Origin of the sequence: Fictibacillus sp. NPDC058756 (assembly GCF_042746035.1) — a bacterium.
Taxonomy (GTDB): Bacteria; Bacillota; Bacilli; order Bacillales; family Fictibacillaceae; genus Fictibacillus.
On the sequence record NZ_JBHYPU010000001.1, the window covers coordinates 302,934 to 327,090 of the forward strand.

General features: G+C 42.7%; 22 protein-coding genes and 2 pseudogenes. 14 read left to right on the forward strand and 10 right to left on the reverse strand.

Annotated features, from left to right (window positions below):
• Positions 1-67: 67 nt before the first annotated feature.
• Positions 68-1,366 carry a YjiH family protein gene (locus ACFW35_RS01515; RefSeq protein ID WP_379843254.1) on the forward strand — a complete coding sequence of 433 codons (1,299 nt, stop codon included), beginning with the start codon at positions 68-70 and terminating at the stop codon, positions 1,364-1,366.
• Between the two features lie 166 nt (positions 1,367-1,532).
• Positions 1,533-3,854: an Ig-like domain-containing protein gene (locus tag ACFW35_RS01520; RefSeq protein WP_379843255.1), complete on the forward strand. Its 2,322-nt coding sequence runs from the start codon at positions 1,533-1,535 to the stop codon at positions 3,852-3,854.
• Between the two features lie 64 nt (positions 3,855-3,918).
• Here the strand turns inward: ACFW35_RS01520 and ACFW35_RS01525 are convergent, their stop codons facing one another.
• On the reverse strand, positions 3,919-4,848 hold the full coding sequence (locus ACFW35_RS01525) for a DMT family transporter (RefSeq protein ID WP_379843257.1): 930 nt from the start codon (positions 4,846-4,848) through the stop codon (positions 3,919-3,921).
• 221 nt (positions 4,849-5,069) lie between these two features.
• Between ACFW35_RS01525 and ACFW35_RS01530 the strand changes: the two genes are divergently transcribed.
• From ACFW35_RS01530 to ACFW35_RS01540, 3 genes are all read left to right on the forward strand, one after another.
• The gene (locus ACFW35_RS01530) at positions 5,070-5,978 is read left to right on the forward strand and encodes a DMT family transporter (RefSeq protein WP_379843259.1); all 909 of its coding nucleotides are present in this window, start codon (positions 5,070-5,072) and stop codon (positions 5,976-5,978) included.
• Between the two features lie 139 nt (positions 5,979-6,117).
• Positions 6,118-7,068, forward strand: coding sequence for an ABC transporter ATP-binding protein (locus tag ACFW35_RS01535; RefSeq protein ID WP_379843260.1), 951 nt, complete (start codon positions 6,118-6,120; stop codon positions 7,066-7,068).
• Positions 7,040-7,999: an ABC transporter permease gene (locus tag ACFW35_RS01540; RefSeq protein ID WP_379843262.1), complete on the forward strand. Its 960-nt coding sequence runs from the start codon at positions 7,040-7,042 to the stop codon at positions 7,997-7,999. Before ACFW35_RS01535 ends, ACFW35_RS01540 begins: the two co-directional genes overlap by 29 nt.
• Positions 8,000-8,284: 285 nt before the next feature.
• Here ACFW35_RS01540 and aceA read toward each other — a convergent pair whose 3' ends face one another.
• From aceA to yhfH, 3 genes are all read right to left on the reverse strand, one after another.
• Positions 8,285-9,571 carry an isocitrate lyase gene (aceA, locus tag ACFW35_RS01545; RefSeq protein ID WP_379843264.1) on the reverse strand — a complete coding sequence of 429 codons (1,287 nt, stop codon included), beginning with the start codon at positions 9,569-9,571 and terminating at the stop codon, positions 8,285-8,287.
• A 199-nt stretch (positions 9,572-9,770) separates the two neighbouring features.
• Entirely contained in the window at positions 9,771-11,372 is a 1,602-nt protein-coding gene (aceB, locus tag ACFW35_RS01550) for a malate synthase A (protein WP_379843265.1), read from the reverse strand.
• A gap of 71 nt (positions 11,373-11,443) precedes the next feature.
• Positions 11,444-11,575, reverse strand: a complete 132-nt coding sequence (yhfH, locus tag ACFW35_RS01555; RefSeq protein WP_083207884.1) for a protein YhfH — start codon at positions 11,573-11,575, stop codon at positions 11,444-11,446.
• 308 nt (positions 11,576-11,883) lie between these two features.
• On the opposite strand from yhfH, the pseudogene ACFW35_RS01560 reads away from it, so the two are divergent.
• The 7 genes and pseudogenes from ACFW35_RS01560 to ACFW35_RS01590 form a co-directional block, all read left to right on the forward strand.
• Positions 11,884-12,392: pseudogene (locus tag ACFW35_RS01560) on the forward strand (oligopeptide/dipeptide ABC transporter ATP-binding protein); the annotation flags it as partial.
• Between the two features lie 17 nt (positions 12,393-12,409).
• Positions 12,410-14,062 carry a gamma-glutamyltransferase family protein gene (locus ACFW35_RS01565; protein WP_379843267.1) on the forward strand — a complete coding sequence of 551 codons (1,653 nt, stop codon included), beginning with the start codon at positions 12,410-12,412 and terminating at the stop codon, positions 14,060-14,062.
• A 41-nt stretch (positions 14,063-14,103) separates the two neighbouring features.
• Positions 14,104-14,676, forward strand: coding sequence for a chromate transporter (locus ACFW35_RS01570; protein ID WP_379843269.1), 573 nt, complete (start codon positions 14,104-14,106; stop codon positions 14,674-14,676).
• A 5-nt stretch (positions 14,677-14,681) separates the two neighbouring features.
• A complete protein-coding gene (locus ACFW35_RS01575; RefSeq protein WP_379843270.1) occupies positions 14,682-15,212 on the forward strand; it encodes a chromate transporter in 531 nt (176 codons plus the stop codon).
• 214 nt (positions 15,213-15,426) lie between these two features.
• Positions 15,427-15,906, forward strand: coding sequence for a hypothetical protein (locus ACFW35_RS01580; RefSeq protein WP_379843272.1), 480 nt, complete (start codon positions 15,427-15,429; stop codon positions 15,904-15,906).
• A gap of 164 nt (positions 15,907-16,070) precedes the next feature.
• The gene (locus tag ACFW35_RS01585) at positions 16,071-17,033 is read left to right on the forward strand and encodes a DMT family transporter (RefSeq protein ID WP_379843274.1); all 963 of its coding nucleotides are present in this window, start codon (positions 16,071-16,073) and stop codon (positions 17,031-17,033) included.
• A 218-nt stretch (positions 17,034-17,251) separates the two neighbouring features.
• Positions 17,252-17,464, forward strand: a pseudogene (locus ACFW35_RS01590) (GyrI-like domain-containing protein); the annotation flags it as partial.
• Between the two features lie 37 nt (positions 17,465-17,501).
• Here the strand turns inward: ACFW35_RS01590 and ACFW35_RS01595 are convergent.
• The 3 genes from ACFW35_RS01595 to ACFW35_RS01605 all read right to left on the reverse strand — a co-directional run bounded on the left by ACFW35_RS01595 (position 17,502) and on the right by ACFW35_RS01605 (position 20,656).
• Positions 17,502-18,197, reverse strand: a complete 696-nt coding sequence (locus ACFW35_RS01595) for an OmpA/MotB family protein (protein WP_379843275.1) — start codon at positions 18,195-18,197, stop codon at positions 17,502-17,504.
• Positions 18,198-18,202: 5 nt separating this feature from the next.
• Entirely contained in the window at positions 18,203-19,822 is a 1,620-nt protein-coding gene (locus tag ACFW35_RS01600) for a hypothetical protein (RefSeq protein WP_379843277.1), read from the reverse strand.
• Positions 19,823-19,987: 165 nt separating this feature from the next.
• A complete protein-coding gene (locus ACFW35_RS01605) occupies positions 19,988-20,656 on the reverse strand; it encodes a DUF975 family protein (protein ID WP_379843278.1) in 669 nt (222 codons plus the stop codon).
• A gap of 155 nt (positions 20,657-20,811) precedes the next feature.
• On the opposite strand from ACFW35_RS01605, the gene ACFW35_RS01610 reads away from it, so the two are divergent.
• Complete coding sequence (locus ACFW35_RS01610; RefSeq protein WP_379843280.1) at positions 20,812-21,228, forward strand: thiol-disulfide oxidoreductase DCC family protein; 417 nt, start codon at positions 20,812-20,814, stop codon at positions 21,226-21,228.
• 75 nt (positions 21,229-21,303) lie between these two features.
• Complete coding sequence (locus ACFW35_RS01615) at positions 21,304-22,251, forward strand: nucleoside hydrolase (protein ID WP_379843282.1); 948 nt, start codon at positions 21,304-21,306, stop codon at positions 22,249-22,251.
• 4 nt (positions 22,252-22,255) lie between these two features.
• On the opposite strand, the gene ACFW35_RS01620 is transcribed toward ACFW35_RS01615, so the two are convergent.
• From ACFW35_RS01620 to ACFW35_RS01630, 3 genes are all read right to left on the reverse strand, one after another.
• Positions 22,256-22,693 carry a hypothetical protein gene (locus tag ACFW35_RS01620; RefSeq protein WP_379843283.1) on the reverse strand — a complete coding sequence of 146 codons (438 nt, stop codon included), beginning with the start codon at positions 22,691-22,693 and terminating at the stop codon, positions 22,256-22,258.
• A gap of 118 nt (positions 22,694-22,811) precedes the next feature.
• Complete coding sequence (locus ACFW35_RS01625; RefSeq protein ID WP_077360478.1) at positions 22,812-22,982, reverse strand: aspartyl-phosphate phosphatase Spo0E family protein; 171 nt, start codon at positions 22,980-22,982, stop codon at positions 22,812-22,814.
• A gap of 233 nt (positions 22,983-23,215) precedes the next feature.
• Positions 23,216-23,776, reverse strand: a complete 561-nt coding sequence (locus ACFW35_RS01630; protein ID WP_379843285.1) for a transposase — start codon at positions 23,774-23,776, stop codon at positions 23,216-23,218.
• Positions 23,777-24,157 lie beyond the last annotated feature (381 nt).

The following is a 24,157-nucleotide window of genomic DNA, read 5'->3' on the forward strand; positions in this document are numbered from 1 at the left end:
TTGTCCCGATAAGATGTAGAGAGAGCCTGGCACGGCGGGCTTATCAACGGAAAGGGAGTTGAAAGAAGTGAAAACTGCAGGTTCCTGGTCTCATTCCTTAAAATTTCTTTTGTTCAGTGCAGTTGGTATTTTCATGTTCTTCATTCCGATTACGGTCAAAGGAAAGTCGTCTATTCCGCTCGATCACCTCGTGACTTGGGTAAGGGATGCGGCGGGTGAAGCCGTTCCGCTCTATGCATTGCTCGTCATTCTTCTCGGAGCCGTTTATCCGTTCTACACGAAAACGTGGAACAAAGACCGGGTCACAACCACGTTCTCACTCTTAAAAGTTGTGGGATTGATCGCGGCTGTCCTTCTTTATTTTGAATGGGGTCCTGGCTGGCTAAGCGACCCGAATATGGGACCGTTTTTATTTGAAAAACTTGTGATTCCTGTAGGATTGCTCGTTCCGATCGGAGCTGTTTTCCTAGCCTTTATTGTAGGATATGGTTTGATGGAGTTCATCGGAGTGCTCGTACAAAAAATCATGCGGCCGATCTGGAAAACGCCGGGCAGGTCAGCGGTGGATGCAGTTGCCTCATTTGTCGGCAGTTATTCCATCGCTCTTCTCATCACAAACCGCGTTTTTAAAGAAGGAAAGTATACGGTAAAAGAAGCGGCCATTATCGCGACAGGGTTCTCTACCGTTTCTGCAACGTTCATGATCGTTGTGGCAAACACGCTCGGTCTGATGGAAATGTGGAACACGTACTTCTGGACGACACTTGTTGTGACATTCCTTGTAACTGCGATTACGGTAAGACTTCGACCGCTTAGCAGAATGGAAGATTCCTATGCTGGTGGAGAAGGTCATCCAGAGGAAGTCGTAAACGAAAAGTATTTACAAACAGCATGGAGAAACGCGATGGATACATCAAGCAGCGCTCCAGCTTTTTTATCATATATCTGGTCCAACTTAAAAGACGGCTTCGTGATGGCGATGAGTATACTGCCTTCGATCATGAGCGTCGGTCTGATCGGCCTTTTGTTAGCAGAATACACGCCTGTATTTGACTGGATTGGCTACGTGTTCTATCCAATCACGTGGGCGCTTCAGCTTCCGGATGCGATGCTTGCAGCGAAAGCGGCATCAATCGGGGTAGCTGAGATGTTCCTGCCGGCATTGCTTGTTGCTGAAGCGGCACTTGTAACGAAATTCGTAATCGGAGTTGTATCCGTTGCTTCTATCTTGTTCTTCTCAGCAAGTATTCCATGTGTATTATCTACGGAAATTCCGGTGAGTTTGCCGAAGCTTGTGCTGATCTGGTTCCAGCGTACGGTGTTGGCGTTAATCCTAGCGACTCCACTGGCTTATCTGCTTCTATAAAAAATAGATTCGTAAGGGTGCTGCTGAGTGTTTGAGCAGCATCTTTTTCATGTTGTTTAGTAATCTAGTACTATTTTCTAAAATTATCAAAATATATCTTTATTTTTCCAGTAATTATTGTATGATAATGAAGCAGTGATATGAATGGAATGGGGAGAAGAAAGAGTTGAAAAGGAAATTCAGTTCATTATTTTTAATGGCAGTATTAATGTTTAGTATTTTTCCTTTTACTAGTTTTGCAAACGAAGACTATCCGACTTACGAAAGTTTATCGGTAAGTCCGCAAGAAGCGAAAATAAACGAACAGGTTTGGTTTGATCTTTACGCACCGGATTCGGCTTATTTTATGCTAGAAGCACGCTTTACGTATTTATCTCCACAGGGGGAAGAGCGTGTAATCGAATTATCTGGTCCAGATCATTGGACAGGCCAGTTTACAGCAACTTCATTTGACGAAGTTGGAACGTGGCAGCTGCAAAGCATTTATCTATACGATGACAGCTACAACAGCAGTACTTTTACGCGCGAACAAATCGATCAGCCTGAGAATTATGATTTTACAATATTGAATGAAGTGAAAGAAATCGATGTAACAGCTCCGACTGTGGATGCTATTACTTTTGAAAAAGAGCAAGTGCAGGCAGGGGATTTTACAAAAATTACAGTTTCAGCGAGTGATGATACAGGAGTAGAGTGGATTACACTCGGCTTATACAATACAGCAGGACGCGGCTACGATTACGTGACTGACTTTGTAAAAACAGAAGATGGAACGTTTGAAGCAACATGGTGGGTTCCGCAATACACAGACCCAGGTGAGTGGAAAATAGACTGGGTGTATGCAGGTGATGCTGCAGGAAATCAGTATAACTGGGATGACTACATGGGTGACTACCCAGTTTCATTTGGCACCATTCAAGTGTTGAACGACAATCCTGACAATACGGCACCGACAGTTTCCAGCATTCAATTTTCAAACGGAGTTGTTGAAGCAGGACAAGAAAATACACTTCAGCTTGAAGCAGATGATGATTTGTCTGGAATCAACAATTTATCAGTTGAACTGAGAAACGATTTTGGACAAAGACTTTATATAGACGGAATCTATCAAAGTGAAGATGGTTTCTGGACGAGCAACTTTGTTGTTCCTTCTTATATGAAAAATTCAACGTTTAAAGTTTGGAATGTCTACACACAGGACAACGCAGGAAATGTGGATCATCAGTTTTATGAAGAAGAGTATCCGGCTGAGTTTGGCACATTTGAAGTCGTAAATGCAAATGAAGATACAAATGCACCAGTCGTTCAATCTGTAACGTTTGAAAAAGATTCAATGGTGACAGAAGATACGAACGTAGTAAGAATAGCCGCAACGGATGATAACACTGGTATCGAGAGCATTGAAATCTTTATGAAGAGTCCAACAGGTAAAGGAATGACGAGTTCATACCTTTATCCGGATGAAGAAGGTAACTTTATGGGAGAGTTCTCTATTCCGCCTTACACAGAACCTGGTGAGTGGAGGGTTTCTCAAATCATCGCGAGAGACTTTGCAGGCAATGTTTTAGATGCAGCGTATACAGCTGAAAACTATCCCGATACATTCGGAACATTTAACGTGGAAAACACTGAATTTGATTTTACGCCGCCTACAATCAATAAAGTGATTTTCCAAACACCAGAAGTGAAAGGCAGCGAAGAAGCTGAATTAACGATTTTTGCAGAAGATTCTCAAACGGTACCAGCATTTGTTGAAGTTGAACTGGTGAGCTCGAGCGGTCAGCAAGTCTTGACAGGCAACACCGACTATTTAGATGAGAGCGGATTGATGCATGTTACCATTCCGGTTCCTGGTGATGCAGAACACGGAGAGTGGCTTGTTAAACAAGTGAAGATCATTGACATCGCTGGAAATGAAGCGGTTTACACATACAGCGCTGATGACTACCCGGCTGATTTCGGCAAGTTGTTTGTGAATAACGATACCGTTGCACCGAATGCCCCGTTGGTTGATGAAGTTAGTGATAGAGATACAATGGTAAAAGGAACAGCGGAACCACTTTCGACAATTGCTATATTAGTAAACGGTGAATTGCTGGCAGATGGGCAAGCGGCTGAAGATGGGACGTTTACAGTTGAAATTCCAGTTCAAAAAGCTGGAACTGTACTGGAGGTAACGTCTACTGATGCTGCTGGCAATCGATCTGAAGTGGCAACTGTAACCATAGCAGACAAAACAGCTCCTGAAGCACCAGTTGTGACGAAAGTGACGAAGGAAACGGTTGCTGGAACGGCAGAGGCAGGATCGATCGTGTATGTAAAAGATGTTGACGGGAATGTAATGCCTTCCGCTGCAGCAGACGAAAAAGGAAACTTCCTAGTAAAGATTGAAAAACAGAAAAATCATGCTGTTATTTATGTGAGTGCAGTTGATTTAGCTGGGAATGAAAGTGAAAAAGTTGAGATTATAGTAAAAGAAGCACGATAAATAATAAAAAACCAGCGGGAGTGAGAGTGTTCCTGCTGGTTTTTCTGTTTTTACAAATAATAGATCATTTCGATATTCCGTACTGTTCTTTCCTTCTGATCCGCCGCGCCCGAATCTCCTCAACAGCACCAGATCCTAATAGAACCCCTGAAATGATAAGCAAAAAGCCTAAGATATGCTGGAATCCGATTTTTTCATTTAAAAATAAAGACGCGCCGACCAATGCGAAGAAGGGATTTAAGTTAATGAAGATGGATGCTTCGGATGCTCCGATTTTACCGATTGCCTCATTATAAAACATGTGCCCCACCGCTGTTGCAATACAGGCAGAAGCGAAGTAGATCAGCCATAATGACACTGTTGAATTTGCGGCCACTCCGGCAAATCCTTCAGGCTCTTCAAATAGTCCAATCACGATCAAGAACAGGGAACCGATGACCATCATATAACCGGTCATCAAGCGGGGATCCAGCGTGTGCGCCACGCGTTTGATCAAGATGAAACTTACAGCTTGAGTGAGTACTGATAAAAGAATGTAAGCATCCCCGAACGAAATCCCCGTAACCTCACTGCCTTCAAGGACGATGAAAGCAACGCCGGTGAAACCCAACAACAGACCAATTCCACGCAGCGGTGTTAAAGGTGTACCGATAAAAAGGATAGCCAGAATCGTTGTGAGAAGCGGTGACATCCCCATGATTAATCCGCCGTTTGTTGCAGTCGTTCCGGTCAGACCGATGGACAAGTAATAGTGATGGGCAACAACATTAAAAATAGAGGCAACAAAAACGTACCAGAATTCCTTTTTTGTCAGCCATCGGACTTTTTTTATTAAAAAAAGAAGCAGAAATACTGTTAAGCCCGCTGTTAACACACGGATGCCCGTGATGGTAACAGGCAAAAAGTTCGTAACAAGAATTTTGGTAGCCGTTACGTTCAAACCCCACGCGATCATAACAAAGAATAATATCAAATGCGTTCGGTATGGTTTCATCATGTCATCTTCTTTCTTCTGCTTTTACTTAACGAAGTAAAGTATTAAAATGATTTTAGTTTCAATTGTACCTTATTGGAAGAATTTTTAAAGAGAAAAAGCTTGGAATTTGAAGATTAAGGCGAAATTACTAATTTTACTGGAGATAAGCAGAACGATTACTGCTTTTAATCAAAAATTGATATAGTAAGAGCAACATTCAGAAAGCGGTGAGATCAACGATGAAAAAAATGAATCCATATGTACTGCTTGTTGTGGCTACTTTAATATGGGGAGGAAATTTCGTGATCGGGCGTGCGATTACGAGCAGTTTGCCGCCCGTTTCACTATCCTTTTTGCGCTGGTGCACAGCTTTCCTTATCTTTCTGCCATTTGTTTGGCCCTTGCTTAAAAGGGAATGGCCAATAGTTAAGAAAAAGTGGCGGATTGTATTGCTAATGGCGGTCACTGGGGTGGCCGGATTTAACACGCTTTTATATATAGCTCTTCATTACACGACTTCCATAAACGCATCACTTGTTAATACTTCAACACCAATTATCATCTATATACTATCCTTTTTCATGCTGGGCGAACGGTTGAACCGTAACCAGATTATCGGAACCGTGCTGTCATTGGCGGGTCTGCTTATTATTATTTCTCAAGGTTCACTTGATGTCTTGCTGAAGTTTTCATTTAACGCAGGAGATCTGATCGTGATTGCGGCGGTGATCTGCTGGAGCATCTATTCATTATTGGTAAAACAAAATGCTGGAAAATTACCAGGATATAGTACCTTTGCAGTCTCGATGGTTCTTGGTATATTTATTCTGCTTCCTTTCTTTATACAGGAGGCGAGAACGACTGAAATCGTATGGTCGGCAGGTTCCATATTGACGATTCTTTATACAGGTGTTTTTGCCTCTATTGTTGCATTTATGTCGTGGAATACAGCTGTAGAACGAGTCGGACCGAATAAAGCAGGAATTTTTCTTAACCTGATTCCGGTATTTGCGGCGATTTTTGCTGTACTATTTATCGATGAAAAAATTGCCTGGTACCAAGCGTTAGGCGGAGTCTTTGTGATATTCGGTGTCTATATCTCTACTCGTTTGACTAAGATAGAACTGCAGCGGAAAAAGACCGCATAAGTATAGGGGTGGGGGTAGGGGTCAGACCCCTACCCCCACCCCTATAATTGGGTTTATTTACAAATTTATGAAACTATTGTCCTTTCTTAATCGTATTTATTAGTGGAAGATATGTTAAAGGGATAGGATAGGAGGAACTATGACGACACATACGCTAGAACTCAAAAATTTAACGAAAAAGATTAAGAGCAAAACAATAGTTGATGATTTATCTTTCTCGGTCAGAGAAGGCGAGATCTTTGGATTGCTCGGACCTAATGGTGCGGGGAAGACCACGACGATTCGCATGATTGTAGGACTGATTTCGATCACGGACGGTGATGTTTTTATAAATGGCACCAATGTTCGCCAAAACTATGAAAAAGCGATGGAACAAGTCGGAGCAATCGTTGAAAATCCTCAGCTCTATGATTTTATGTCAGGCTACAAAAACTTGATGCAGTATGCGAGAATCATGCCTGGTGTTACGAAGGCAAGAATCGATGAAGTAATTAAGCTCGTAGACTTAGATTATGCGATTCACGACAAAGTAAAGACGTATTCTCTCGGAATGAGGCAGCGTCTTGGTGTCGCCCAGGCGCTTTTACATAAGCCGAACGTGTTGATTCTGGACGAGCCTACAAACGGTCTTGATCCACAAGGAATCTATGATTTGAGAAACTATTTGCGTCTGCTTGCGAACAACGGAACGTCCGTTATCGTTTCTTCTCATATGCTTGCTGAGATGCAGATGATGTGTGACCGTGTTGCGATCATTCAGCATGGAAAGCTTGTTCGAATTGATGAGATCACAAACCAGGAAGATGAAGCAGATGTGAAGGTTCACTTCCATATCGAAGGAGACGTCCATCAGGCGAAGAAGGTTCTTTCAGATATGAATCCTGAGCTGGCTGTGGCGGAAAGCGGGAACGAACTGATCGTTCAGACTTCTGACGTAAAATCGATTGCAGAGATTAACAAACAGTTGGTGCTTGCTGGTGTTCTCGTAGTTGGTATCCAACGCAAAACGAAGACGCTTGAAGAGCGATTCTTAGAGATGACAAAGAAAGGGGGCGATATGAATGAAGTGGCTGTCCCTGTTAACGAATGAATGGATTAAGATCTTTAGCAGAATCAGAACGTGGATTTTTATCGCACTTCCTATTTTAATTATTATCGGTGTCGCAGTTTACGATAAGGTGGCAACGGATGCTGAAGTGAACGAGAATTGGAAGCAAGAATTGAAACAGACGACGGAAGAAGATAAAAAAGCGCTAGAAGAAGCAAAGAAGAACGAAGATGATGCGTTTTATATCGAGATGCTTGAATCTAATATTAAGCAGAACGAGTACGCCATTGAAAATGACATTTCGCCTTATGAAAAAACAACTTGGAAGTACATGAAAGAAATGGCTCCGATCTCATCCTTAATCGGATTGTTTGTAATCGTTGTGGCGAGTGATATCGTATCAAGTGAGTTTTCAAAAGGGACGATTAAGATGCTGCTGATCCGCCCGTACAGCAGGTGGAAGATTCTTTTGTCGAAGTTTTTAGCAACGCTTGGATTTGCGTTTGTCATGTGGCTTGTAGTTATTGCGACAACATGGCTCGTCGGCGGTCTCGCCTATGGATTTGGAGGGATTGATCAGTCGTACTTAGTCGTTACAGATAATCAGGAAGTACGAGAACGAACAGTTGTAGAATATGTATTTGCGAACATCGGTGTAGAATTTATAGAATTAACTGCACTAGTCGCATTATCGTTTATGATCTCCACACTCTTCCTGAGTAACTCTGTCGCGATTGGTGTTGCGATGTTCACGATGTTTGCTGGAAACACAATCGTGATGCTGCTGGCTAACAAAGACTGGATCATTTACACACTGTTTGCAAACATGGACCTCAGCACATTGATTGATGGGCAAAATCAGCTGATTAAAGATTTGACGCTGCCGTTTTCCATCAGTATGCTCGCGTTTTATACAGCAGTGATGCTCGCCATCACGTTCACCGTTTTTCAAAAGCGCGACGTAAAAGCTTAATAGGAAAATATGAGGGGACAGACCCGGGTCTGTCCCCCCTGCTTTTTATAAGGAAAATAGGTACTTTGAGCGTAAAAGAGAAATTTTGAGCGAAACTTAACTCAGTTTGAGCGCGCGGAGTAATCTTGAGCGTAACACAACTTTTTTGAGCGCAGCCTAATAATTTTGAGCGTACGTGTAACAGAAAAAAGAACACGTACCTAAAAACACCTGAAAGGACAGGAGACACCGTCTCCTGTCCTTCTTTATATTTCTCCTATCCATTTATTCTCTCTATATAACGAGTTAGGCTTCCTGCTGCTGAAACTGATCTTCTTCTGTAGATCCTGTCAATGCTGTTGTAGATGCTGTTCCGCCAGAAACGAGCTGTGTTACTTCGTCAAAGTAGCCAGTTCCGACTTCACGCTGGTGGCGTGTAGCGGTGTAGCCATCCACTTCACTATCAAACTCGCGCTTCTGCAGCTCGGAATAAGCACCCATTCCGCGAGCTTTGTAGCCCTTTGCTAATTCAAACATGCTGTGATTGAGCGCGTGGAAGCCAGCCAAAGTAACAAACTGGAACTTGTAGCCCATCGCAGCAAGCTGTTGCTGGAAGGTTTCGATCGTCGCATCATCCAGCTTCTTTTTCCAGTTAAAAGAAGGGGAGCAGTTGTAGGCTAATAGTTTGCCAGGGAACTGTTCATGAATCGCGTCTGCAAACTTTTGTGCCTGCTCCAGGTTAGGTTCAGATGTCTCACACCAGATTAAATCAGCGTATGGCGCATAAGCTAGACCGCGCGCGATCGCTTGATCCAGACCAGCTTTTGTACGATAAAATCCTTCAGCTGTACGTTCACCAGTGATGAACTCCTGGTCAACGGGATCGATGTCGCTCGTGATCAAGTCAGCTGCATCAGCGTCCGTACGGGCGATCAGCACAGTCGGAACACCCATCACGTCAGCTGCCAAGCGAGCCGAAATCAAATTTCGAACCGCCGTTTGAGTCGGAAGGAGCACTTTTCCGCCAAGATGTCCGCATTTTTTCTCAGAAGACAGCTGATCTTCAAAGTGAACAGCGGAAGCGCCTGACTCGATCATGCCTTTCATCAGTTCAAATACGTTCAGCTGTCCGCCAAACCCAGCCTCGGCATCCGCTATGATCGGCAAGAAGTAATCCACTTCATTTCCGCCTTCTAAATGCTGAATCTGATCTGCGCGCTGAAGAGCAGAGTTAATGCGTTTTACTACGTGTGGCACAGAGTTCGCCGGATACAAACTTTGATCCGGATACATGTTTCCAGAAAGGTTGGCGTCTGCTGCGACCTGCCAACCGCTTAAGTATACGGCTTTCAGACCTGCCTTTGCCTGCTGAACGGCCTGATTCCCCGTTAAAGCCCCTAAAGCGTTTACATATGTTTCATTTTGTAGCATGTTCCAGAATTTTTCTGCCCCATGATTTGCAAGGGTATGTTCAATATCGATCGATCCGCGCAAACGGATAACCTCTTCGGCTGTATAAGGGCGGCTTACACCTTGCCAGCGCTCCTCATTTTTCCACATTTCCTTAAGCTTCTCCACACGTGAATTAGTCATTAGTCCCTCTCCTTAATGTCATTTATTTTTTATTAGATTTCCGCTCCAGATGCTCGCTTTCCGCGGAGCGGGCGGTGAGCCTCCTAGCGCTTTGCGCCTCAGGAGTCTCACCTGTCCCACTCGTCCCGCAGGAGTCTCGCACATTAAGCTCCAATCAACTTGTCAATGAAGGGTCACATAAAAGCCTTAAATCATCCATTTATAAAATGTCATAGCCTCTGTTAGTCAGGAAATCTTGAAACTCATCTTCGCGAATCAGTTCATCAAACAGCCCGACAGCTTCCATAAAACGGCCGTTATTGAATGAATCCTCACTCATTTGCTGCTTCAATTTTTGAACTTCTTCTAACTTTAGTTCCTCTACGAGCTCGAAAGTAACTTTACGGCCATCGCTCAAAACGCCTTTCGGATGACGGATCCATTGCCATACTTGGGCCCTTGAAATCTCAGCAGTAGCCGCATCCTCCATCAGGTGATTGATCGGCGCTGCGCCTTTTCCTCTCAGCCATGAAGCGATGTACTGAATACCGACACTTATGTTGACGCGCAAGCCTTCTTCTGTAATTTCGCCTTCTGGTACAGCCACTAAATCGTCAGCAGTTACAACGACATCCTCACGTTTGCGGTCGATCTGGTTCGGCTCTGGCATGATTCGGTCAAACACTTCCATAGCAACAGGTACGAGTCCTGGATGGGCAACCCATGTCCCGTCATGGCCGTCAGTTGCCTCGCGTTCTTTATCAGCCCGCACTTTTTCAAAAGCAGCCGCATTAGCCTTTTCATCATTTTTAATCGGAATTTGTGCAGCCATCCCGCCGATTGCAGGTGCATTCCGTTTGTGACACGTCTTAATCGCAAGCAACGAATACGATCTCATGAATGGCACAGTCATCGTAACAAGAGAACGGTCGGGTAAAATCACGTGCGGCTGGCTTCGAAACTTTTTAATATAGCTGAAAATATAATCCCAGCGTCCGCAGTTCACGCCTGCTGAATGATCGCGCAATTCATATAAAATCTCATCCATCTCAAATGCCGCAACGATGGTTTCAATAAGTACAGTCGCCTTAATCGTACCCCTTGGAATGCCCAGCTGTTCCTGCGCGTAGATGAACACATCGTTCCAGAGACGCGCTTCTAAGTGACTTTCCATCTTAGGAAGATAAAAATAAGGACCAGAACCGTTTTCGATCAGCGTTTTTGCATTATGATAAAAATAAAGTCCAAAATCTACTAAACTTCCAGACATTTGCTCTCCGTCGACAACGATATGCTTTTCTTCTAAATGCCAGCCGCGGGGGCGAACGATTAGTACAGCGGGATTATGCCCGAGTTCGTATTTTTTCCCGTTTGGTCCTTCAAAAGAAATCGTCCGGTTGACCGCGTCCTTTAGATTTATCTGGCCCTCAATTGTATTTTCCCAAGTCGGTGAGTTGGAGTCTTCTAAGTCAGCCATGAAAACTTTTGCACCGGAATTCAGAGCATTGATGATCATCTTCCGGTCAACAGGTCCTGTAATTTCAACCCGGCGGTCTTGAAGATCCTGAGGAAGTGGAGCGATCGTCCAATTGCTGTTTCGGATATGCTCTGTTTCACTCAGAAAGGCGGGGAATACCCCAGAATCAATTTCCTGTTGTTTGATCTTGCGCTTTTCAAGAAGTTCTTTCCGTGTTGAATTGAATTGCAAATGCAGCGATTTTAAGAAGAGTATTGCACCAGGTGTTAAGATCTTTTCATATTCGGGCGGTGTATTTCCTGTTACATGAAGACTTGACGTATCAATTTTCACTTTTAGCGACATTCCTTTCTGATTATGTTATTGAACAGATGAAACAAATATTAATTGTTGTATAACAGTATGTGTAAAAAAATTTACCTCTCGTGTTTTCCGATACAGCGTTCGCACTCATAAAGGTAAGATTCATGCTGCTCCTCGATCACACATCCACACTCGACACACGTTTTCTTTGGAATATTGAAGTGAAGCTCAAGATAGTTTTTCATTTTAATTTCCTCCTGTTTTTTTGTTTGATTTGATTATAATGCATTGTATTATAACAGATTATATTTTGCAACTACTGTTTTATAACATTTTTCGGTTTTTTCACAAAATAAGTCATCTGCCCTAGGTTTTTATTGGCTTTTATCCATATTTTTATAAAAAACCGATACTTTAAAACTGTTGTAGTACAGCTGGGTGAATCGAATGCTGGGAACCCTATTTGAATTTTTAGAAAATAACGCTTAGAATTAACACATTCAGAGTAAACGTGGTGATTTTATTGAAAATAGATGATACAGATCGAAAATTATCGCATGAGTTCAACGGCGGTCAGCGACAGCGCATCGGCATCGCCCGTGCGATCTCCATCAATCCTTCTTTTATCGTATGTGATGAACCCGTTTCCACACTCGATGTTTCTGTCCAGGCCCAAGTTATTAAACTATTAAAAGATTGCAGGAAAAGCACGCATTGACGTATTTGTTCGTTTCGCATGATCTGGGAGTCGTCCGTCACCTTTGTAACCGGGTGCTCGTCATGTATTTAGGACAGATGGTCGAACTTGCGCCTGTAGAGAAGTTATACGAAAATCCTACGCATCCTTATACAGAGGCTTTATTGTCTGCTATTCCAAGACCAGCTGTCGTGCGAAAAAGGGAACGGATCCGTTTAACCGGCGATCTGCCGAGTCCTTCCAATCCGCCGACTGGCTGCCCGTTTCATACCCGTTGTCCCATCGCAAAAGATCATTGCGCAACAGAAAAACCGTGGTGGCGCCAAATTGATGACGGCCATTTTATCGCCTGCCATGAAAGGTAAATACGAGAGGTGAAGAGATGAATCAGACGAATCAAACATTACCGCATAAAAAACAAAACCTTACGTACAATGCATTGAACAATCCTTATTCTTCTCAGAGGATGACCGTCTATGCCAAAAAGGGGATGGTCGCAACGAGCCAGCCGCTAGCGGCACAATCGGGTATTGATATTTTAAAAAAGGGCGGGAACGCGGTTGATGCAGCGATCGCCACAGCCGCGTGTCTCACTGTTGTAGAACCGACATCAAACGGAATCGGGGGAGATGCTTTTGCACTCGTCTGGGTGAACGGTGAACTGCATGGCTTGAATTCGAGCGGTCCTGCACCAAAAGGAATTTCCATTGAGGAAGTGAAGAAGGCTGGGTTTGACGCGATGCCGAAGTTTGGCTGGATGCCCGTTACGGTACCTGGAGCACCGGCAGCATGGGCAGAACTCTCCAGCCGGTTTGGTAAGCTTTCATTAAAAGAAGTTCTCGAACCAGCTATTTCATATGCAGAAGAAGGCTATCCGCTTACACCGATTCTAGGCAAGTACTGGAAACGAGCTTATGAAACGTACAAACGTGAATTAAAGGGTAAAGAATTTGAGAACTGGTTTAAAACCTTTGCGCCTGATGGCCGTGCTCCTGAGGTTAGCGAGATTTGGCGTTCACCGGACCATGCACAGACTTTGCGGGAGATCGCTGAAACAAACGGCGAATCCTTTTATAGAGGTGCTCTCGCACAAAGAATAGCCGAAGCTTCTGAAACTCAAGGCGGATTTTTGCGAAGTGAGGATCTGGCTTCGTTTTATCCTGAGTGGGTAGATCCCATTAAAGTGAACTATAGAGGATATGATGTGTGGGAGATTCCGCCGAACGGGCAAGGAATCGTGGCACTCATGGCACTCAACACGTTAAAAGGCTTTGATTTTACAGAAAAAGAATCAGCCGAAACGTACCATAAACAAATTGAAGCCATTAAACTCGGCTTTGCGGATGCAAAAAAATATGTAACTGATCGAACAAGAATGAGAGTCTCTGTTGAAGGGCTATTGTCTGAGGAGTATGCGGCAGTGAGACGTGAGCTGATCGGAGCTGAAGCCCTTCAGCCTGAACCTGGAATCCCGCCAAGCGGAGGAACGGTCTATTTAGCAACAGCAGATGACGATGGAAACATGGTCTCGTTTATCCAAAGCAACTACATGGGCTTCGGATCAGGTGTTGTCGTTCCTGGAACAGGAATTGGCCTGCAGAACAGAGGCCACGATTTTTCATTAGACCCTGACCACGATAACGCACTGGAGCCTGGCAAAAAAACGTATCATACGATCATCCCAGGATTTTTAACAAAAGACGGGGAAGCGGTCGGTCCGTTTGGTGTGATGGGTGGATATATGCAGCCTCAAGGCCACGTACAGGTCGTGATGAACACGGTAGATTTTCATTTAAATCCGCAATCTGCACTGGATGCACCTCGCTGGCAGTGGATGGAGGATAAAAAAGTACTTGTTGAACGTTCATTGCCTGCTCATATTGCAGAAGAACTAACAAGAAAGGGACACGATGTGCAGGTTGCGATGGATTCAGGGAACTTCGGCCGCGGACAGATCATATGGAGAGATCCAGATACAGGCGTGCTCGCGGGAGGAACAGAAGGAAGAACAGATGGCTCGATTGCAGCCTGGTAAAAAGACCATCAACAACAACCCAGAATAAAGGACTTGATAACATGACTTACCTTAATTTGTTCCTCGCCTTTTTCCGGTCAGGAATGCTTGGATACGGAGGAGGACCTTCTTCTATTCCCTTAGTCCATAAAGAAGTGGTCGGAAAATACAAATGGATGAACGATGAAGAGTTCGGAGATGTATTAGCGCTCGGAAACACACTGCCAGGACCAATCGCAACCAAGATGGCAGGCTATATCGGATATCGTGTCGCCGGATTTTTCGGCCTCACCATCGCACTCCTGGCTACCATGCTCCCAACGATTATTCTCATGATCCTATTATTGACATCTTTAAGAGATTATAAAGACCAGCCATGGGTTCAAGGGATGACTAAAGGGGTTATACCGGTAGTTGCTGTCATGCTGGCCGTTTTAACTTGGCAGTTCGTTGATGCTTCGAAAAAGAGCCTCGGCCTCAAGATCAGCCTGATTCACATATTTGCGGGTGTCCTGCTTTTGCAGTTTCTTGGCGTACATCCAGGCATCGTAATTGGATTATTACTCGCATATGCTTTATTTGGTCCGGTTAAAGAAAAGAAGGAAAACGTCGTACGCGTGCGGGAAGGAGAATAAACAGGATGACATACTGGCACATCTTTCTCGCGTTTTTTATACCAGGTATTTTAGGGTATGGCGGCGGTCCAGCTTCCATTCCCTTGATTGAGAATGAAGTGGTAGATCGTTACGAGTGGCTTTCGGTAACCGAATTTACAGAAGTATTGGCACTTGGTAACGCGCTTCCCGGACCGATCGCAACGAAAATGGCAGGCTATATCGGGTTTCAGGAAGGCGGATGGCTTGGAGCATTCGTAGGTGTTTTTGCCACAGTCGCCCCCTCCCTTTTATTGATGGTGGCCTTTCTCGGACTCGTTTATAAATTTAAAGACTCCCCAAGAGTAAAGAATATGAGTACGTATGTAAAACCAACAATCGCTGTACTGCTCGGAATCATGGCGTATCAATTCTTTTTCGAATCATTTACGGGTGTGGGCTGGATGCATACACTATTCTTGGCAGGAGCAAGCTTTTTATTGATGGAGAAGGTCAAAGTTTCTCCTGTGTTTGTTATTATTGGATCACTTGGATATGGAGCAGTATTTTTAGCTTGATGGAAGGCGGAACCTGGATGTAGGTTTCGTCTTTTTTGTGTTTAAGTAGTTAAAAAGAAGGACCAAGTAAAATACACGGATCATTCAGTGGAATGATCATCCTCTACCTACTTTTTCTGTAAAAAACTCAGGTCAAAAGCCTAGTGTGAGAGGTTGGCATATAGGAAACAGTATACCTAACTATTGAAAAATCTAGGAAATAGGAGGGATGTACATGTTTGGATTTGAGGATATGTGGAAGTTTTTCTTTTCATTTTTTCTTGTGTTACCGATTGTGACCTTCATACACGAAGCAGGTCATCTCTTTTTTGGAAAAGTAACGGGCGGAAAAGTGCACATCCATATAGGAAGCGGCAACAGATTGTTTAAGATCGGCCCATGTCATATCCGGAAGCTATATTTTTGGGACGGCTGGTGTGAATATGAAAATCTGAAGAACCATACAAGAAGGCATTTAGTAGCGGTATATCTTGGTGGCCCTTTTTTTACAATATTAAGTATGCTGATCGTTAATGGGCTCATTCATATGGAATTCATAAAAGCTGGCATCTTCACCTATCAATTTGTGTATTTTTCCTTCTATTTCGTGTTCTTTTCCTTGATTCCAATCAATCACAATGGATATCCAACAGACGGAAAAGCTGCATGGGATGTTATGAAACAGAGGACTATAGAGAAGAATCCCCTGGGATAAAAGAAGTAAAACGTTTGGATAAAAAATTCCAAACGTTTTTTTTGTTTAGTAAACTTTGAAACAGTTTTTTCTAACTTTCTTGTGATAGAATTGTTTCAATATTATGTAACAGGTATTCTGGACAAAACAAATGAATACTTTTTAGGGAAGCGGGGGTCATCAGGATGAAACCAATATTGTTGGGTATCGCTGCCGCCTTTTTCTTTGGCGTCACATTTATATTGAACCGGTCGATGGATTTAACAGGTGGAAGCTGGCACTGGAGTGCATCGCTTCGCTTTTTTTACATGGTTCCGTTACTGTGGATCATCGTTTGGATGCGAGGAAACATAAAGCCGGTTTTTCAAGAGTTGAAAGCACGTTTTGGAACATGGTTTTTGTGGAGCTCGGTCGGGTTTGTTCTGTTTTATGCGCCGATCACGTATGCAGCAGGTTTTGGAGAAGCATGGCTTGTCGCGGCAACTTGGCAGATTACGATTGTAGCTGGATCTCTGCTCGTTCCGTTTTTTTATGAAGGAGAAGGAAAAAACAAAGGATCTAGGCAAAAAATTCCGTTCAAAGGTCTAGGCTTTTCTGTGCTCATATTAGCAGGAGTCGGGCTTGTTCAAATTCAGGAAGCGGACGGGGTGAACGGAGCGGCTTGGCTGCATGTTGTTCTGCCGGTTCTCATTGCTGCAATTGCATATCCGCTCGGCAACCGAAAGATGATGATCGTTACGAATAAAAGACTTGATGCGTTTCAGAGGGCGTTTGGTATGACCATCGCATCTCTTCCGTGGTGGATTGTGCTTGCGGCAGTCGGCTGGTTTCAAGGCGGAGCACCAACAACAGACCAGCTTTGGCAAAGTTTTTTGGTCGCGATCTCATCAGGTGTTATCGCAACCGTACTGTTTTTTCAGGCAACTGACCTTTGCTCGAACAACCCTGTGAAACTAGCAGGTGTCGAAGCGACGCAATCAGCTGAAATTATTTTCGTACTGGCAGGCGAAATGTGGCTGTTATCGATCGCCACACCAACAATGCTGTCATTATTTGGAGTTCTCGTTATCATGCTGGGCATGTTTTTACACAGCTATTACGGAAAAACAGAAGTTGTTCAAAAAAAATCTATCAATCTTGCAAAATGATGAATAAAAAAATGTGAGTTGGGAATATTAGTACTACCCCCCCTTTTATATAGTAACTTTTAAACAGCCGTTGCCCGTAGCAGCGGTTGTTTTTTGTGGAAAAAAGGATTGGTGCGTGAAACAGAAGGTGTTGTGCGTGAAACGGAGACAGTCTTGCGTGAAAGTGGTCTCATCCTGCGTGAAACGGACCTATTTCTGCGTGAACGTGTAAGAAATAGCTGGAGGTTGCGGCCTCGGCTTGGGCAGTTTTCGAAGCGGTCGGCCCTTTTCCAGAAACGCTGCAGAATGTATGGGGACGGATTTACTCTGACTGGTTTCCGTCATCGTCTTATGAACAGACGGAAGGACCTTAGATTTTATGGAACGCAGATAAAGATACCTCTTCACCAACATTTCGGAGTGAGATCTGGATACCTGTTAAAAAGAAATAATAAATAAAGAAAGCATCGGTCAAGTGACCGATGCTGTTTATTGTTCAACAATCTCCTTCAGCTTGCTCTGCCACTTGTCGTCATCCAAAATGATCTGAAAGGAGATGCGGCGGTTTTTTTGGAGTGCATCGGCTGAATTGCCTTCTGCAATTGGCTTATATTCGCTGTAGCCTGTTGCTGCCAAGTACTGTGCGTACTCTTTTTTAGCGAGTTTCGGGTTCGCTTTTCCGAGATAGTCAACGACCGCAACCGCACGCTGCGTGGAGAGCGACCAGTTATCATAAGGGACCGAGTCGGTATGGCCTTCTATTAAAATGATGTAGAGATACTGGCTCATGTCTTTTTCCTCGATGATCGCGGCGAGCGCATCGGCTAGCGGGTCGAGTACCTGCTTTCCTTTTTCAGATATATCCGCACTCCCAGTATCGAATAAAATATTTCCTTCAACAGAAATCGTATTGTTCGGACCGCGAATGATCTTATCTTTTCCCACATTCTCCTCAAGCTGCTTTTGGATGAGGTCAGAAATATGCTTTTTCACCTCAGCCACCTGACCGAGCTCACGCTTGATCTGCGCTTGGTCATAAGCATTGTAGATACTCTGCACATAAGCAAGAATGGCGATAAACACCATCACGAGCACCATCATGGCCATCATATCGGTAAAACTCGGCCAGAAAATTTCTTTTGTTTCCTGATCGTCTTGGTTGTAGTACGATTTACGCGCCTTCATTTGGATCACCGTCTCCTAAAATTCTGCTGCGAGATCTCAGGCATCCGTTCATCATCAACGTATTCAGGCTGGCGGGGAATCCGAGTCTCATAGACAACCTGGTTCGATTGGTTCATGGCAGCTTGATAGATTCGCTGCATGAGGTGATACATATCAGAAAGTGTACGGTTGTTGTCAGTGATGCTTCGATTCAAGCCTTGATGCAGATTTTCGAGCGTACGTGCAAGTTCACGCATATCGTCATCACGGCTCTGCTGGTTTTGCGAGTTATTTAAGAGGGATGCGAGCTGACGGCTCTGGCTATCCATGATGTTGCGGACTTGGTCTGTAAAATCTCGTTTAATGTGCTCAACTGCAGAATAAAAGCTTTTTTCAAGCTGGCCGACAGATGATGCAAAGTCCGCTGACGCTCTGCCGTATTCGCCTTGTTTTTCAGAATAGCGGTAATGCCACTCATCCTGCTTTTGAGCGAGACGGTTTTCTAAGGCATCATGCTGGTTCTGGTAATGCTGAAGCTGTTCCTGCATGCCTCGAAGCACTGCCTGAGCATGTTCTTCGGATCGGCGCTGAGCTTCCTGCAGCATTTTATCGGAACGCTGGATAAGCTGTTCAAACTTTTGCTGACCTTGCGTATGTCGCTCGTTGCTTGTTTTAAGCTGCTGCTCGAACGAGGAGATGTTCTTGGCGAGCGCATTGATGCTCGTATCGACTGTCTTTTGGATCGTTCCAAGCGCTTTTGTTGTTTCGTTAAAACGCTGGCCGAACTCATCGAGCTGTGTGGTGGAAGCGGCGAAACGTTCAGAATGCTGACGCTGTGCTTCAAAAATGCCGTTCACGTCTTCCATCGCTTTTTGGAGACCTGCTGTAAAATTAACCATCTGTGAAGCGAATTCTCCAATTGTTTTATCAAATGAAGATTCGACACGTGCGGCAAGTCTGTCGAGCAAACGTTCAACAGAATCCTGAGGCTTATCGTTGATAAGGACACTGTTGACATGATGATCAAGATAGACCTCACAATCTGCTAAAAGCTTGTTTTGCATATAAGAAAGGGAAGTTCCTTGTGAAAAAAAGCCAGATTGAATCAGATTGAGAAAAAGCGCAGCCCCAATCCCGGCGATACTTGTAAAAAAGGCAACACTCATGCCTTCAAACGGTGCGGTAAGTGAAGAGATGATCGAGTTTAAAGTAAGATTCGAATCCACTGGCTGAGTGCCGAGCGTCATTAATGTATCCTGCATGGATAAAAGAGAAAGCGTAAGCCCGATGAAAGTTCCGAGCACACCAAGAATGATGGTGAATGAAGGAAGCTGATTCAGGAGCTTTTGGATGTTTCCGACAGGAACCCGGAAAATGCCAAGCAACGGAATGCGTTCGTTATACAAATGTTTTTCAATAAGCGCTTGTGTGTTGAGCTGCGGAACACCAGCGAGATGAAATTGCTTGTAGTCCGTTGTGACACTCTGAATCCAGTGTGAGTAGGGCTGCTGCTCTGAATTCGTCTCAAGCTGCTGCAGTTCTTTGTTCCATTTACGGAAATGATAGGCAGTCTGTGTATATCCGACAATACCGAGAAAAATGAGAAACCCAATGACCCCGACGATGATTAAAGTTAGCTGATCCATAATGCCACCCCTTAGATGTCCTGTCTTCTTTACTGATAGATATGTCCTAGTTGCGGGAAATATTTAGGGAAATGGGGTCTGACCCCAAACAAATACAAAAACCCCGTAATTGTCCATCTCGAATGGACAATTACGGGGTTTTCTTGATCTAATGTTATTATTTCTCTAAGCTAAGACTTCATCACCGCTCTGCTTTTTTACTAATTCATTATAAAATGCGGCATTTGATGCACTTAAATAAGGGGATAGCCAGATAAAACCGACCCCGACAGTGATTAAGCTCAGGATAATCCACCCGATAAAACTCAGCTGCAGGAGGAAGTACTTCCACTTATAACCGTACATCAGCTTTCGACTTCTTGTTATCGCGGCATTAATCCCGATATCCGGGTTATCTTTTAACACAAAATACGTTTGTGAATAAGCAAAAGCTTTAATGACACCTGGAATTATTAAAAGAAGAAACCATAAGAACATATAAACCATCATAAGAAGGTATGTTCCAAGGATTTTCAGGTACATGCTAATCTCTGAGAATGCTTGAAGAAGACCAGATAACTTAATTTGTTCTCCTGTGCGAACGACGGATAAGAATGTCCATAAATATCCGATATATAATGGCAGCAGTACGAGCGTAATTACGAACGTACTTGCGGTAGAGCCGTTAGTAGCATCAGTTGATATCCAATTTTCAAACCCGCCGCTTAGATTTATTTCAATAATCAATGGTATTACGTAATAAATAGCACCAAAAAGCAGGGTGAATAACGCTGCTCGGCCCCATTGTCCTTTTAACTTCTTTTTAGCTTCTTTCTTGAACGCTTTAATTTTCATTCCTCTTCACCTTTCCTTAACTCTCAGTTGATTATACTACTATATTATGGTGAAAAGTAGGAATTTATGGGTACATAAAAAGACTATAATTTTATTTAATGCCAGATTATAAGTAAAATAGAATTAGCTATTAAATAGACTGGAGGGGATGCAAAATGAAACATCTTGGACAAGAATGTCAACCTGTTCTTCTTTTTGACGGTGTATGCAACCTCTGTAATTCAAGTGTGCAATTCATAATAAAACACGAGAAGAACCAAAATCTAAAGTTCGCTGCCATCCAGTCTGAAGCAGGGAAGAAGCTGCTGACTCACTTTAGACTTGATCCAAACCAGACAAACTCTGTGATCCTGATAACCGATAATCAAGTTTATACTGCATCTGATGCGGTACTGAAATTAATGTATTATCTAAAGTTCCCATACAGCTCAGGGAAGATTTTGATGGTTGTACCAAAGGCAATTCGGGATTTCTTTTATAAGAAGGTAGCCTATAATCGATACAACTGGTTTGGGAAGCGGGAAATCTGTATGATTCCGACACCACAGCTGAGAAAAAGATTTTTAGAATAGTTTTTAATGGCAAATTTCATAAAAAAACATGCCTCTTAATAGGATAAAAGAAAAACCTAAAAGGGGTTTTTGTTTATGGGGCAAAAAATTTTGTTTTTTGGGGATGTTGGAATAGATGACACCATAGCTTTGACTTACGCTTATTTAAATGAAGAAATCGATATAGTTGGCGTCGTTTCTGACTATGGAAATGTTTCCAGGGAGAAGACGATTGCTAATGTACATTATATTGCTAAAATGTTCAATTTCCCTGAAGAAGTGAAAATCATTGGAGGTGCCGAAGTTCCAATGACAGGGGAACAGCCAACATTTTATCCTGAAGTTCATGGAGAGTACGGATTAGGTCCTATAGAACCAGGAACATACGAAGGGGTTATTGAAAACTTTTTCGAGATTGTAAATTTAATCAATCAATATGAAAATGAACTGATAATCGTTAACGTTGGCAGACTTACCTCTCTAGCCACGATGTTTATTTTGTTCCAATCCTTGATGAAAAAAGTGAAAGCTTACTATATTATGGGCGGGGCGTTCTGGGTACCGGGTAACGTTACGGCTGTTTCTGAGGCGAATTTTCATGGAGACCCGATTGCAGTCAGAGTCGTGCTTACATATGCGAACAACGTAACCATTATCCCGTTGAATGTGACAGATCGAGCCATTGTAACACCAGAGATGGTTAACTACATTGACTACAAAGGAAAAGCTCGTCTTATTAAACCGTTGCTGGATTTCTATTATAAGTTCTATAAAAATAACAACCCCAGCATTCAAGGGAGTCCGGTTCATGATGCGATAACACTGATGGCGAGTATCCGTGAAAATATGTTCAGCTATAAAACGCTGCCGGTACATATCGTACTAAGAGATGAAATGATTGCAAGAGGGCAAAGTATTGCAGATATCAGGCCGTATATTCAGTTTGGCGAACAAGAGAAAAAGCACAGAATTGCGTTTGACTTTGACTATAATTACTTTTTCAATGACTTTATGAGTGTGATGACCGGTGAGGAATTTAAATAAGTGCTTAATATGTAATTTGTTTTAACTCAATTCTTTTGTTTTGAAAGAACACTTCTATATGCTCTGGAAATGATTGAGCTTGAAACTCTAGTAATAAGGTGTCCTTTACTTCAGAGTCATGAAGAGCATCTTGCTCATTTATATATATACGCATTGTATTGTTATTAACAGAGATTTCAGCAGTTGGAAAGCTGTATAGGTTCCTATTGTCGTTACGGTTAAAATATAAATATACTATTTTAGTAGATTTATTAGTATTCTTTGGTAGAAATAGATAACTCGTATTATTACTATTCTTCAAATTGTTTATTTGGTGCTGAATATCACTAGATAATTCAGTTAGCTGCTTTTCTTTGGAATCTATTGAGTCAGGTTTCAATATGTAAATTCCTAAAAAAATGATTATAAAAACAGGTAGTATTATTAATAATTTTGTTTTCAAAGGATGATCTCCACTCAGTATTTAAGAATGTTGAATACATACAGAACAATAAAAAACCGGCTTCCTATCAATACAGACATGGACACCGGTAAAATTCGCAGTTATATTATGATGTTAATTAAGCACAGTCTCTAATTTGATCAAGTTTGTTTAATTTTTCATCTAAAATTTGACTCAACTGAACAAGCAGCGGATCAGCTAGATTGTTCACTTTTTTGCTTACCTCATACATGGTCGTGCGAATGGCGTCTATCTCTGTAGTTAAGACAAGAGCATTGCTTCGGCTCATGGTCCATTCCCCCTCAAATATAATAACCACTTCTGCTTCTGCACCATTAATATCGGTAAATCTTGTAATAATTATATACCATATTTTGTGCCTAGTCTATTATTTTTTTACACATATAGGGGGACAGACCCCAGTCAAATACAATTTAGCCGGTTTTGTCTTCGTGAGAAGTACATAACCGGCTTTTCCTTGCTATGACTGACTTTATTTTAATAGAGAAGTTTAAAATGAGGTTAGAGTTCTATTACCGGTGAGGTCCTGCATTCTACGTAATCACGATATTGAGGTTTCGAATTTTGAAATTGTTCTAGTATCATTGAGGTTTCCACGAAGGGACATACCGACTGGGTAACATAGTAACGGTAACTGCTCCATGGATATTCAAGAGGAAACATGACGAGATCTGCTGCTACCGGATTCATGTGAATGTATCGGCTCGTGTCTAAAAGATAGGAACAATCTTCAATTAATTCTGCACCATAGCGGCCTTGAAACACATGACCGGTAAGTTCGTACTTTTTGTTGAAATACATGGCGTATGTTTCGTTTAATTCTTTCATGAAATCTCCGGGTGGGGACTTGCTGCACTGAATTTGAAGATGAGTGTGGTTGGACATGAGGCAATAAGAGAATAAATCTACGGAATACTTTTTTACGCAGTAACTTAAAATTTTGAGATAACGATGGAAATCCAAGTGGGAATAGAAGAGGGGCTCCCTGCGATTTCCACGTGTAGTCACATGGTAGACAGCATCAGGGTACCAAATGCGTCGGGTTCTAGGAATAGATATCACCTCCTTTCGGATTGTTCTTTTATTGTACTATGAATGCTATTAAAGTGGGAAATGGGGACTGTCCCTAAACAATTTATTTCCCTTAAAGTTTTCGAGTAAAACACCTAAGAGAAAAGGAAAGTTCAAACGGTACCATTTTGTTAATTTTAGAATGTTAATGATCCCTTCATATTTTGTCAAGTGCTGTATTTTCTCCGCAGATTCTATCAAATTTCCCCGGAAATACTCATATTCATATTCAATTTGTAATCAAGAACGAGGTCTAGCGAAAATAGCGAACGTGAACAAGGAATCTATTTAGCCTTATAGAAGTTATTAAGTCGAAAGAACTCGACAATAGTATAGGAATTTGCCATAGTAATGGAGGAGCTTTTATGCATT